This window comes from Pseudomonas fakonensis, from assembly GCF_019139895.1.
Lineage (GTDB): Bacteria > Pseudomonadota > Gammaproteobacteria > Pseudomonadales > Pseudomonadaceae > Aquipseudomonas > Aquipseudomonas fakonensis.
Window position 1 is genome coordinate 3,055,618 of sequence record NZ_CP077076.1, and the last position, 12,054, is coordinate 3,067,671.

10 protein-coding genes are annotated in these 12,054 nt (G+C 65.6%); 7 read left to right on the forward strand and 3 right to left on the reverse strand.

The window, feature by feature from the left end:
- Window positions 1–69: 69 nt before the first annotated feature.
- The 3 genes from galE to KSS94_RS13565 all read right to left on the reverse strand — a co-directional run bounded on the left by galE (window position 70) and on the right by KSS94_RS13565 (window position 5,361).
- Window positions 70–1,065 (reverse strand): UDP-glucose 4-epimerase GalE, encoded by a 996-nt coding sequence (gene galE, locus KSS94_RS13555; protein ID WP_217843473.1) that lies wholly within the window; start codon window positions 1,063–1,065, stop codon window positions 70–72.
- A gap of 190 nt (window positions 1,066–1,255) precedes the next feature.
- Window positions 1,256–3,829: a cellulase family glycosylhydrolase gene (locus tag KSS94_RS13560; protein ID WP_217843474.1), complete on the reverse strand. Its 2,574-nt coding sequence runs from the start codon at window positions 3,827–3,829 to the stop codon at window positions 1,256–1,258.
- Complete coding sequence (locus KSS94_RS13565; RefSeq protein WP_217843475.1) at window positions 3,826–5,361, reverse strand: O-antigen ligase family protein; 1,536 nt, start codon at window positions 5,359–5,361, stop codon at window positions 3,826–3,828. The genes KSS94_RS13560 and KSS94_RS13565 overlap by 4 nt, the downstream gene beginning before the upstream one ends.
- A gap of 292 nt (window positions 5,362–5,653) precedes the next feature.
- Between KSS94_RS13565 and KSS94_RS13570 the strand changes: the two genes are divergently transcribed.
- From KSS94_RS13570 to KSS94_RS13600, 7 genes are all read left to right on the forward strand, one after another.
- The gene (locus KSS94_RS13570) at window positions 5,654–7,030 is read left to right on the forward strand and encodes an oligosaccharide flippase family protein (RefSeq protein ID WP_217843476.1); all 1,377 of its coding nucleotides are present in this window, start codon (window positions 5,654–5,656) and stop codon (window positions 7,028–7,030) included.
- Between the two features lie 75 nt (window positions 7,031–7,105).
- A complete protein-coding gene (locus tag KSS94_RS13575; protein ID WP_217843477.1) occupies window positions 7,106–7,303 on the forward strand; it encodes a hypothetical protein in 198 nt (65 codons plus the stop codon).
- The gene (locus tag KSS94_RS13580) at window positions 7,300–8,757 is read left to right on the forward strand and encodes an FAD-dependent oxidoreductase (protein ID WP_217843478.1); all 1,458 of its coding nucleotides are present in this window, start codon (window positions 7,300–7,302) and stop codon (window positions 8,755–8,757) included. Before KSS94_RS13575 ends, KSS94_RS13580 begins: the two co-directional genes overlap by 4 nt.
- Window positions 8,758–8,863: 106 nt before the next feature.
- Window positions 8,864–9,481: an acyltransferase gene (locus KSS94_RS13585; protein ID WP_217843479.1), complete on the forward strand. Its 618-nt coding sequence runs from the start codon at window positions 8,864–8,866 to the stop codon at window positions 9,479–9,481.
- On the forward strand, window positions 9,474–10,430 hold the full coding sequence (locus tag KSS94_RS13590; protein ID WP_217843480.1) for a glycosyltransferase family 2 protein: 957 nt from the start codon (window positions 9,474–9,476) through the stop codon (window positions 10,428–10,430). The genes KSS94_RS13585 and KSS94_RS13590 overlap by 8 nt, the downstream gene beginning before the upstream one ends.
- 9 nt (window positions 10,431–10,439) lie before the next feature.
- Window positions 10,440–10,958 (forward strand): serine O-acetyltransferase, encoded by a 519-nt coding sequence (locus KSS94_RS13595; protein WP_217843481.1) that lies wholly within the window; start codon window positions 10,440–10,442, stop codon window positions 10,956–10,958.
- A gap of 3 nt (window positions 10,959–10,961) precedes the next feature.
- The gene (locus KSS94_RS13600; RefSeq protein ID WP_217843482.1) at window positions 10,962–11,939 is read left to right on the forward strand and encodes a glycosyltransferase family 2 protein; all 978 of its coding nucleotides are present in this window, start codon (window positions 10,962–10,964) and stop codon (window positions 11,937–11,939) included.
- Window positions 11,940–12,054: the final 115 nt, after the last annotated feature.

Here is a 12,054-nt window from a genome sequence, read left to right on the forward strand (position 1 = left end):
TTTTTGGTGGTGTGAGGGTTTTACAGGTGTTCGCCCCAGCCCTGAGGCGAACATCTTGAAATCGGCGACCTAAGACCCCAACACCCGCCCCAGCCCCTCAGCCTCCCGCCCACAAAGCGTCAACTCCCATCGCCAGGCATGCCTGACAATCTCCTCCAAAGCCGCATACCGAGGCTCCCACCCCAGCACCTCCCGGGCTTTGCCGGCATCGGCCACCAGGCTGGGCGGGTCACCGGCACGGCGTGGCGCCTCGCGCACCTCGATCAGCCGCCCAGTCACCCGGCAAGCCGCATCGATCACCTGCTGCACCGAAAACCCCAACCCGTTGCCCAGGTTGAACACAGCGCTGTCACCCCCGCGCACCAGGTAGTCCACCGCCAGGGCATGGGCCGAAGCCAGGTCGCACACATGCACGTAGTCACGAATACAGGTGCCATCGGCCGTGGCGTAGTCCCTGCCAAACACCGTGATGGCCGCCCGCCGGCCGCTCGCGGCTTGCAAAATCAGCGGGATCAGGTGGGTTTCCGGTTCGTGGCATTCGCCCAATTGCCCACCCGGGTCGGCCCCGGCTGCATTGAAGTAGCGCAGGCACACCGATTTCAGGCCGTACGCCCGGTCGTAGTCCTGCAGAACCTGCTCGACCATCCACTTGCTGCGTCCGTACGGGTTGATGGGGGCCTTGGGGTGGGCCTCGTCAATCGGGGTGTAGTGCGGGTCGCCATACACCGCGGCAGTCGAGGAGAACACCAGGCGACGCACACCGGCGTGGAGCATGGCCTGCAGCAGGGTCAGGGTGGACGCGACGTTGTTCTGGTAGTAGCGCGCCGGGTCGCTGACTGATTCGCCCACCTGAATGAACGAGGCGAAATGGAACACCGCGTCGAAACGGTGCCGGGCAAACAGCGCACCCAGCCTGTGCCCGTCGGCGATATCCAGCTCGGCCCAGTGAATGCCGGGGAGGGTGGGGGCAGTGTCGGCCACCACTACTTCATGGCCGTTATCGTGCAAGTGCTTGACCATGTGCGAGCCGATATAGCCCGCGCCACCGACGACCAGAAACTTCATCCCGTCCTCCTGGAATCCGTTGCCTAGGTAATCCTGGTGGGCAGCTTTACAGCCCATCGCGGGGCAAGCCCGCTGCCACGCCCTGCACACCCGTGGGAGCGGGCTTGCCCCGCGATGGGCCACATGCGGCCCCGATTGGCACAGCTGATGGCACCAGGCCGTCAGGCCAGCTTTCTCAGACTCTAGATGGCTATTCGAGGAACAGCCAATTGGCCATCATGCTGGCGTCGAAGTTGACCCGGTAATAGCCATCGCTGTAGCTGGCCGCCAGCACCTGGGGCTGGCCGGCCCGGTCGCGCCGGGTCAGTTTCAGCCCCTGCGGCGCCTTGATGGCGAGGCTGCCCACGAAAGGCTCGACATTGAACGGAATCTTGTCGTCAGCCTTGGGCACTGCCCGGGTACCCAGCGAAACCAGCAAGCGCCGCGCCTGGCCCAACGGCTTGCCGTCGATGCTCTGCACCACCACGCTGGCATAAGGCGTGCTGGCCTGCACCTGAACGGCCCCCAGGCTGATCGACTGGCCGCCCAACCAGCCGGTCGCTGCCTGGGTCAGCGGCGTATCGATGGTGTACAGCCCCTGGCGCCAGTTGCGCCGCAGTTCGCCGGTATCGCTGCTGGCCTCGCTGGCATCAGCGGGCAGCAGCGACTGGTCGGGGTCGATGAGCACCTGGGCGCCTTTGGCCGGTATGCCTGGCTTGAGCCAGGGCAGCTGCGGCGTTGACGGCATGGCGATCTGCAGCCGGCCCTTGGCCAGGGCCGTGCGCAGCAGCACGGAGCTGGCCGGGGTGATGGGGCGCTCGAACAGCATTTGTGCGGTCGGGGCGAACACATAGCGGGTAGTCGCCTCGCGCACATCGGCGCGCCGGTACAGCAGCGCCGCCGCAGGCAGGGTGGCGAGCATCGCCGGGTCGTTGTAGGCGTGCCAGTTGTCCGCCGTGCTCCAGCCATTGAACGCCTGCTGGCTGTAGGCGTATTGCATGATCGCCGCCCAGCCCTGGTGGCCGGCGGTGGCGGCCATGTACAACGGCAGCGAATGGCGGTCGGGGGTGGGGAAGGGCTCGGCGTTCCATTCGGTGACGGTCATCGGCAGGCCGACCACTTGCGCGGCGCCCAGCCAGTCCACCAGGTTGTCGCTGGTCAGCGGGTTGCGCTGCAGCTGGCCGGTGCCGCCATAGGCGTGGGCATCCACCACATCGCCGCTGGTCAAAGCCGGCAGGGCGCTCAGGCCATTGCCGCCCCAGGTACTGGTGGTTGCAATCGGCACCTGCACCCCGAGCTTGCGCAGGTGTTCGATCATGGCAACGTCGAAACGCTGCTCCAGGTCGTTCAGGAACAGCTTCGACGGGCCGTGCTCCCAAGCCCGCCAGGTGCGGTCGGCAGGCAGGTCATGGGCCTTGGCGAAGGCCTTGGCCTGTTCCATGTACCAACTGCTGTGGCGGGGCACGTTCTTGTCCCCGAGCAGTGCGTTGCCGAAGTGCTGGGTCAGGTCGTTCTCGTTGGTCAGCAAAATGGCCGCCACCGCCGGGTCGTCCTTGTAGGCCAGCCCGGTGTAGGGGTTCACATGGGTCAGGTACTGCTCGGCAAAGCGCTGCATGGCCTGCTGTATGCTCGGGTTGACGTAGGCGTAGCCCTTGAGACTCATGGCGCGGTCGCCACGGGCCACCTCGTCGAAGCCGTCGATACGGTCGGCAGCGGTCAGCGGGCGCTCCACGTGCAGGTCGAGCCACACGTAGATACCCTCGTCCTTCAGGCTCTTGATCCACAGGTCGATCTTGCGCTGCGACTCGGCGTCGATGCTTTGGGTGTTCTGCAAGCGGCTGATGTCACCAAAAATGTTCGGGCTGACCCAGGGCGAGTCGTGGTGGTGCAGGCGCACCAGGTTGAAACCCAGCGCCGAGAGCCGCTTGGCCTGCTCCTTGATGGCCTCGTCCGGGCTCTTGAATAGCGCATAGGCGGTGACGTTGGTGCCCCAGAAGCGCACCGGGGTGCCATCGGCGAACTGCAGTTGCTCACCCACCGCCTTGACGAAACCGCGCTTGCCGGCCGGTTTTTCTGCGGCATTGAGAAACGACAGGTCCACCGGGGAGGTGCGCCAGTCCAGCTGATCGTCCGGCCAGCTGGCAGGGTCTGCCAGGCCAAAGCGCTCGGTGACCGTCGGCGCCAGGGCGATGTCGCCGCTCAGGGTCAGGGTGGCCTTGACCTGCTGCTGGCCGGGCACGATCGGGTCCTGGTAGAAGAACCCGCGCACCTCGCGAATGTCGCCCGGCTCGAAGTACACCTTGGCTAGCGGCGGCTCGAAGCGCATCTCGATACGCCGGCCCTGCTTGCCCCAGGCCCAGCCGCGGTTGCCTGGCAGCAACTCGGGCTCTCCCATGGGGCCGGCCACCAACGCCGGGGCGAACTGAAAGCGCAGGCCGCCGCCCTTGACCCCCGACTGGCGGCTGTGGGCGTCCAGGTCGAACGCCCAGCTCAGGCTGTGCGCGTCGGACCGCTCGATGGCGGCCTTGAGGTCGAAGTCCAGGTCCTTGTTCTTGCCGGTGAGGCTATAGCGCCACGGGCCCTCGACCTTGAACGCCGAGTAGAAGCCGGTCCAGCGCCAATCCTGCGCCCAGAAGTCGAACCTGGCGGTCATCGCCGGCCCGCCGCCCTGGGTCACGTTCGGCAGGCCGGTGGTTTCGTCCACCGACACTGCCCACTCCGATGCCTGGGCCAGGGGCACCAGCAGGGCCAGCAGCAGCCAAACGCGCCGTGCGAAGGCCATCATGGCGCGCGCCTCGGTTGCAGGCCTGGGTTGCTCAAAGTTTCGGGCTCGGCCTCGCGCAGCAGGCGCACGCGCTGGATATAAGCCACCCCCAGGCCGCCGACCGACCAATAGACGATGGGGATCACCGTGATGCTGCTGACGGTGAAGATGATCACCAAAATGCCCAGCAAGGTCGCCAGCAGCGCACGGCCCAGCAGGCGCTCCTCGTGGTCTTTGTCGGGGAAGGCGCGCATGGCCTTGCGAATGCCCAGCAGCACGCTGGCAAAAAACGCCACGAACAGCGCCAGCCCCACCAGGCCGACACGCAGCGCCAGGCTGATGTAGGTGTTGACGATGTCGATGATGCCGTCGCCCTGGATCATCGACTGCATTTCGGGGGTGTTACGGAAATCGAACGAGCCGAACAGCGGGTTGCGCTGGATGACGATCATCGAGTTGTCGATCAGCCGTTCGCGGTAGGTGATGTTCTCGTTTTCGATGGTGCCGATGAACGGCAGCAGGTTCAGCACCTTCTCGCCCCCCGGCACCACGCTCAGCAGCGGCAGCGCCAGCACTCCGGCCAGGGCCAGCAGCACCAGGCGCTTGGCTGCATTGCGGCCGGTGGCGATGAAGGTTGCGATGATCACCCCGGCGCCGATCCACGGCCCGCGCGACAGCGGCGCGAACAGCCCGGCGCCCAGCAGCAGCGCGCCCAGCAGGCGTTGCAGGCGGCTGCGCACGTAGCCCTGCAGGAACAGGTACATGCCAATGGCCACGGCGATCACGAAGCCCAGGGCGATGGCCTGCCCGGTAGTGGCACTGGCCCGCAGCGAACCGCCGCGGGACAGATAGCCGGTCATGCTCCACTGCACGCCCATGGCGTCCATCAGCGCGTTGTACAGCAGCCAGTGGCGCAGGGTTTCTGCCACGGCAATGGCCGACAGCAAAAAGGCCGCCAGCACGAAGGCCAGCAACGCGTCCTTGAAGTCGCCGAGTTCGCGCAGGCCGCGGCTGGCCACGTAGTAGGGCAGGTACACATCGACGTACAGGTAGAACGCCTGGCGCAGGGTGTCGGTGAGGGTGGTCTCGCGCAGGTACAGCACGCTCATCAGCACGATGCCGGCGGCCAGCAGGCGGTCTGGCCAGGTGCGCCCGAAACGCAGGGTGCCGGGGCGCCGGCCCAGGGCCAGCGAGGCCGGCAGCAGCACACACAGGGCCAGCAGGCGGATGTGGTTGAGGTCGAGCACGTAGTTGATCACGCCAAAGCCCGGGATCTGCACCGACGCAGGGGGAATGACGAACAGCAGCATGTAGAACAGCGCCAGGGCGTTGCGCTCGCGCTTGCCCGCCATGCTCAGCAGCACGGCGCCGGCCGCCACGTAGACCCAGTAGCTGAACGAGAAGAACGCCAGCAGGGTGAGGGCCAGCCACAGATTGCGCCGGCGTTTGAAGTCGCGCTCGGGGATCAGGTCGGCGGCCGCCCGCCGGGCCAGCGCAAACACCACGCAGGCCAGGAACAGGATGACGACGAGTGCTCGCAGGTGTTCGGGCATGGGCGGTAGGCACCTTTGTGGTGGAACCGAAGTTCGGTTCGCGATCCTTCGCGGGCAAGCCCGCTGGTATGGGCGAATCACATTTCGTCGAGCGGTTGGAGCCACTGTTGTGTGCTGCCTGTGCTGGCCTCATCGCCGGCAAGCCGGCTCCTACAGGTACCGCGCAAGCCTGAAGGCTGTGTGATCCCTGTTTTACGGTGAAACCGGTGCCATGCTCCCCTCAAGGGCCACTAGCATCATGGCTGATTGAAACTATAGTGACTTCTAGCCATTTCAATCAGAGATCCAGCCCATGCCGTCGATTGATGTGCAAGCAGCAGGAAGCCTGCGTCGGCGTGCAATATGGGCAGGTGCCTGGAATGTATTGTCGCTGCTGGCCTCCCAGGTCATGCGCCTGGGCGGCAACCTGATCATCGCGCGGCTGCTGGTGCCGGAGATGTTCGGCCTGATGGTCATCGCCACTACCGTATCGGTGCTGCTGCACCTGCTGTCCGACGTGGGCCTGCGGCAAAACATCATCCAGAGCCCGCGCGGTGACGACCCACTGTTCCTCAACACCGCCTGGACCGTGCAGATCATCCGCGGCTTCGCCCTGTTCGGGCTGACCTTGTTGCTGGCCCTGGCGTCGTGGCTGGCACAGCAAGCCAGCCTGTGGCCGGCCAACTCCACCTACGCCGACCCGCAGTTGCCGCTGGTGCTGGCCATCACCGGCGTCTCGGCGATCATCTACGGCCTGCAATCGACCAAGATGGACATCGCCGTGCGCACCCTGCAACAAAAGCGCGTGGTGCTGATCGACCTGGGCTCGCAACTGGTCGGCCTGGTGGTGATGCTGGTAGTTGGCTACCTCACCCGCTCGGTCTGGTCGCTGGTGGCCGCCGGGCTGGTGGCGGCGCTGACCAGCACGGTGCTTGGGCATGTGGCCATGCAAGGGCCATCTAACCGCCTGCAGTGGGACCGCGGTGCCCTGGACGAACTGGTGAGTTTCGGTCGCTGGATTCTGGTGTCGTCCATGGTCGGAGTGCTGGCCATGTACGGCGACCGCATGTGGTTCGGTGCCAGCATGACCGAGGTGGAACTTGGGGTTTACTCCATCGCCGTGCTGATCCTGGGCTCGATCCAGAACGGCCTGCTGCGGGTGATCGGTTCAGTGGCGTTGCCGGCCTTCAGCGAAGCGGCGCGCGAGGGTGACACCGAACGCCTGAAGAGCCTCTACTACCGCCTGCGGCTGATGGTCGACCTGGTCATGCTGTTCGCTTGCGGCGGTTTCCTGACCGCCAGCCCGCTGCTGATCGGCTGGATGTACGACGAGCGTTACCACGGTGCAGGGACGATGCTGGCTATCCTTTCGCTGTCGTTCTTCACCCTGCGCTACACCCTGGCGCATCAGGTCTGGCTGGCCCTGGCGCTGACCAAGTACCAGGCCATGGACAACATCATCCGCTTGGTGACGTTGTGGGCCGCGCTGCCCCTGCTGCTGGCCCTGGGCGGTACGCATTGGGCGATCTGGGGTGTGGCACTGCATACCTTCCCGACCCTGGTGCTGATCGTGTACGTGAACTGCAAGCTGGGCATGTTCAGCCTCAAACGTGAACTGATCGTGCTGCCGGCGCTGGGCGCCGGGGCACTGTGCGGGGTATTGCTGACCGACTTCTTCAACTGGCTGTGATTGCAACGGTGGGGGCACGGCAGGCGCGGTACAGCGCTGCCGGGGGAAACGATCATTGGCATGGGGCGTGGGAAGATGGAGAAGCTGCAGTTCTGTTCCGGGCTGTCGGGCCGCAGGCTATTCCTGCGCAACGCCGTGTTGTTGGGGGCCGGTGCTTATGTGTTCGGCGCAGCGCCGGCCGTGCTGGCAAAGCTGCCTGCGGCCAAGGGCGGTTTCGTCGTGATCAACGGCTGGGTGCTGCCGTCCGGGTACTTTCGGGACGACCAGCCATGATCAAGGACTACCAGACCCAAAAGGCCCTGCGCGGGCCCTATGATTTTTGCATCCTCGGCGCCGGCCCCGCCGGCATCACCCTGGCCTTGCGCCTGGCCAGGGCCGGGTGGCGAGTGTTGCTGGCCGAGGGCGGCGGGCGCGAATATTCAGAGCGCTCGCAAGGGTTCTATCACTGCACCTCCAGCGGCCTGGAGATGTACGCCGGGGAGACCCGCCTGCGCTTTCTGGGCGGCACCTCCAACCACTGGGCCGGGCGTTGCCGGCCGTTCGACCCCTCGGACTTCGCGGCCAGCCCGCCGGTCGGCCTGCCAGGCTGGCCGATTGGTTATGGCGAAATCGCACGCTACCTGCCCGAGGCCATGGCCATCGTCGACTTGCCCCAGGGCGCCGATTTCAAGGCCATGAATGCGGGCCTCGGCGGCGGCGACTTCGACGCCGACCGCTTCCTGCTCAGCCCGCCAACGCGTTTTGCGCAAAAATACGCCCAGGCCCTGGAAGATACCCCCGGGCTGGACCTGTTCCTCAACTGCAACTGCGTCGACCTGGAGTTCGACAAGGCCGCAGGTAGCGTAGCCGCTGTGGTGGTGTCCGACTACGACCTGCACCGCGAACGGGTGCAGGCGCGTCACTTCATCCTCGCCATGGGCGCCCTGGAAAACGCCCGGCAACTGCTCAACAGCCAGTCGCTGCGCGAGGCCGGCGTGGTCACGGTCGACGGCATGGTCGGGCGTTGCTTCATGGACCACATGAACGTCGAGATGGGCACTTTCATTCTAAAGAGCGGGCAGGGCACCGATACCCGCCAGTACTACACCACCGACGCCTTCGTCGCCGAATACCAGGCCGGCAAGGGCAATGTGTCGGCCTCGGTACTGGCTGACGTGCAAACCTATGGGCGCACCGCCGAGGTCAAGCACTTTCTCGAAAACCTGGCCTGCGACACCGGTGTGGCCAGCAAGATCAAGTTCGTCGCCGACTTCAGCTGCCCCGGCGATGGCGTGCTTGGCACCATGATCGAGCAGTTCCCCAACCTGCAGAGCCGCCTGACCCTGCACCAGGACAAGGACGCCCTGGGGGTTGCCCGGGCGAACATGCACTGGGCGCTGAGCGACGCCGACCGGCACACCATCAAGTGCATCGGCAGCGAGCTGGCCAAGCAGTTCGCCGAGGCCGACATGGGTTTCGTCAAGCTCAACGAATTCGTCTACGACACCACGCAACCGCTGAAAATCCAGCCCCACGCCCACCACATGGGCACCACGCGCATGGCCGAAACGCCAGCGCACGGCGTGGTGGACAGCGACTGCAAGGTGTTCGGCACCGGCAACCTGCATGTCGCCGGCAGCGGCATCTTCGCCACCGGCGGCGCCGCCAACCCGACCATGCCGCTGCTGCAGTTCGCGCTGCGCCTGGCCGACCACCTCAACCAGCAAATGAAGGCTACGACCGCCTGAAAGGGCCATGTGATGCAAACAGGGATTGAGTGCGACGCGGTCATGTTCCCCACTAGCCGACCCGACTCGCCTCAGGGACATTCCACGACCGTGCGAGGCAAGCAGCATGTTTGGATGGATACGCAAGGCACTGGCGAACCACGCCCAGCGCACCGGGCGTGGCGGCCCGGCCTACAAGAGGTTCTGCAACCCCACGCCGCGGGCCTGGGGTGAGTACCAGACCAACTGGGGCACCTTCCATTCGGTGGGCGCCAACTTTCACATGAACACCGGCTGCAACGTCACCGACCCGCCGCTGACCCGCATCGGCAGCAACGTGGGTTTATCGGACTGCACGCTGATCGGCCACGACGGGGTAGTCGCGCTGATCGAACTGGCCTATGGCAAACACCTGGATTCGGTGGGTTTCATCGACATCCGTGACAACTCGTTCGTCGGCCACGGCGCCATCGTCATGCCACGGGTCACCATTGGCCCCAATTCGATCGTCGCCGCCGGCGCCGTGGTGACCAAGGACGTACCACCCAACACCGTAGTGGGCGGCAACCCGGCCAAGGTCATCTGCAGCACCGACGCGCTGGTCGAGCGCATCGAGGCGCGCTGCGCCGCCTACCCGTGGAACGACTTGCTCGAACAGCGCAAGGGGTCGTTCGACGCTGCGCTCGAGCCGTTGCTGGCCAGGCGTCGGCAGGAATACTTCTTCGGGGAGCCACGCAATGACTGAAAAACCCGTGGATGTGATGGTGGTGAACTTCAACACCGCAGGCCTGTTGCAACCGATGTTCGACGCCCTGCGCCGCGCCGGTGGCGAGACCTTGGCCAGCTACCTGGTGGTGGACAATGCCTCGGCCGACGACTCGGTGGCGCGCATGGCCCAGGTGTGCCCCGATGCGCTGTTGCTCAGCAACACCCGCAACGTCGGGTTCGGCCGCGCCAACAACCAGTTGCTGGAGCACCTGCGCGGGCGCTATGCGCTGCTGCTCAACACCGATGCCTTCGTTGCCCCCGACAGCCTGGCCAAGACCCTCGACTACATGGATGCCCACCCCGAGTGCGGGGTGCTGGGGGTGCGCCTGGTCGGCCGCGAGGGCGACCTGCAGCCGTCGTGCCGGTATTTCCCCACGCCTTTGAACGTGTTCGCCAGCCGTACCGGGCTGGGGCGCTTTTTCCCGGGCCTGAAGATGGTCGACGAAATGACCTGGGACCATGCCTCGGTGCGTGAGTGCGACTGGCTGCCGGGCTGCTTCTACCTGGTGCGCCGCGAGGTGCTCGACCAGGTGGGCCTGTTCGACCCGCGCTATTTCCTCTACTACGAGGAAGTGGACCACTGCAAACGGGTCAAGGCCGCCGGTTGGAAGGTGGTGTTCTACCCGCACACCACGGTGGTGCATATCGGCGGCGAAAGCTCCAAGTCGGTGAGCGAGCTCGAGGCTGCCAGCCGGCAGATCTCTGCTTACCAGATCGAAAGTGAGCTGTTGTATTTTCGCAAGCACCACGGCGTGGCGGGCCTAGCCCTGCACATGCTGCTGGTGTGCCTGGGCGATGCTGTGCTGGCACTCAAGGCGCTGCTCAAGGGGCACGGCTGGCCGGCCATCCATGCTTGCTGGCGGCACACCAAGGCCACCTGGGGGCTGTTGTTCGCCACCCGTTTTGCCAGCCAACCCACACGCTGAGGTGACGCCATGTTCGAAAACATCCGCGCCGATTTGCGCGCCCATGGCGGCGATTGGGGCGCCCAGGGCTTCTGGGTGCTGCTGGTATACCGCTTCGGCCGCTGGCGCTACGGGGTGCGCCCGGCGCTGCTGCGCAAGCTGCTGTCGTTGGTCTACAAAGTGCTGTTCAAGCTGGTGCAGATCCTCACCGGGGTGGAGTTGCCGTGCGAGGTGCAGATCGGCCGCAACTTCGTCATCGATCACTTCGGCGGCATCGTGGTCAGTGGTTACGCACGCTTTGGCGATGACTGCCGCATCCGCAACGGCGTGGTAGTGGGCTTGAAGAACGTCAGCGACCCCTGTGCACCGGTGTTCGGCAACAACGTCGATATCGGCACCGGAGCCAAGATTCTCGGCAACATCCGCATTGGCGACAACGTGGTGATTGGCGCCAATGCCGTGGTGCTGGTGGATGTACCGGATAACTGTCTGGCGGCGGGGGTGCCGGCGGTGATCAAGGCGCGCAAACCCCATGAAGTGGCGGTGTAGCCCATGACGACCGGCATCGGCGTGGTGGTGATCGGCCGCAACGAAGGCCAGCGCCTGGTGCGCTGCCTGGCGTCGTTGGCCGGTGCGGCCGAGCAGGTTGTCTATGTCGATTCCGGCTCCACCGACGGCTCGGTGCAGCAGGCCCAGACCTTGGGCGTGGAGGTGCTGGCACTGGACATGGCCCAGCCGTTCACCGCTGCCCGGGCCCGCAACGAAGGCTTCAACCGGCTGCAGCAGCTGTTGCCCGGCCTGCGCCTGGTGCAATTTGTCGACGGCGACTGCGAGGTGGTGCCGGGCTGGGTGCAAAGCGCCGCGGCGTTTCTGGATGCACAGCCACAGGTGGCAGTGGTGTGCGGGCGGCGCCGCGAGCGCCACCCGGAGCGCTCGGTCTATAACCTGTTGTGCGACCTGGAATGGGATACCCCCAGCGGTGAAGCGCGCGCCTGCGGTGGTGATGCGTTGATGCGTGCGGGCGCCTTCAGCGCCATGGGTGGATACCGCGCCGGGCTGATTGCCGGCGAAGAGCCCGAGCTGTGTGTACGCTTGCGCGCTGCGGGCTGGAAGGTCTGGCGGATGGATGCCGAGATGACCCTGCACGATGCGGCCATGACCCGCTTTGGCCAGTGGTGGCAGCGCAGCCAGCGCGCCGGCTATGCCTATGCCGAGGGCGCCGCGCTGCATGGCGCACCGCCCGAGCGGCACTGGCTGCGCGAGTCGCGCCGGGCGTGGTGGTGGGGGTTGGGCATACCGGTGCTGATTGCGCTTGCGTGCATGGTCGTGGGCGCCTGGGGGCTGCTGTTGGCGCTGGTTTACCCGTTGCAGGCCATGCGCCTGGCGCGCAAGGGCAGCCGCTCGAGGCGGGAGAACCGCTTGCAGGCGTTGTTTCTGGTGCTGGGCAAGTTCCCCGAGATGCTTGGGCAGGCGAGGTACTTCTGGCGTCGTATGACTGCGGGTAAAGCGCAGTTGATCGAATACAAGTGATACAGGTGCAGCGCAGGCCTGGAGGTGATGCGGTACCTGTAGGAGCAACCGTCTTGTGCTGCCTGAACCGGCCTCATCGCCGGCAAGCCGGCTCCTACAAGTACGGCGCAGGTTT

Excerpts from the sequence above, each read along its gene's own strand:
- KSS94_RS13565 (WP_217843475.1), bottom strand. The coding sequence starts at position 5,361 with ATGCCCGAACACCTGCGAGCACTCGTCGTCATCCTGTTCCTGGCCTGC.
- KSS94_RS13580 (WP_217843478.1), top strand. The coding sequence starts at position 7,300 with ATGATCAAGGACTACCAGACCCAAAAGGCCCTGCGCGGGCCCTATGAT.
- KSS94_RS13600 (WP_217843482.1), top strand. The coding sequence starts at position 10,962 with ATGACGACCGGCATCGGCGTGGTGGTGATCGGCCGCAACGAAGGCCAG.
- KSS94_RS13585 (WP_217843479.1), top strand. The coding sequence starts at position 8,864 with ATGTTTGGATGGATACGCAAGGCACTGGCGAACCACGCCCAGCGCACC.
- galE (WP_217843473.1), bottom strand. The coding sequence starts at position 1,065 with ATGAAGTTTCTGGTCGTCGGTGGCGCGGGCTATATCGGCTCGCACATG.
- KSS94_RS13560 (WP_217843474.1), bottom strand. The coding sequence starts at position 3,829 with ATGATGGCCTTCGCACGGCGCGTTTGGCTGCTGCTGGCCCTGCTGGTG.
- KSS94_RS13575 (WP_217843477.1), top strand. The coding sequence starts at position 7,106 with ATGGAGAAGCTGCAGTTCTGTTCCGGGCTGTCGGGCCGCAGGCTATTC.
- KSS94_RS13570 (WP_217843476.1), top strand. The coding sequence starts at position 5,654 with ATGCCGTCGATTGATGTGCAAGCAGCAGGAAGCCTGCGTCGGCGTGCA.
- KSS94_RS13595 (WP_217843481.1), top strand. The coding sequence starts at position 10,440 with ATGTTCGAAAACATCCGCGCCGATTTGCGCGCCCATGGCGGCGATTGG.
- KSS94_RS13590 (WP_217843480.1), top strand. The coding sequence starts at position 9,474 with ATGACTGAAAAACCCGTGGATGTGATGGTGGTGAACTTCAACACCGCA.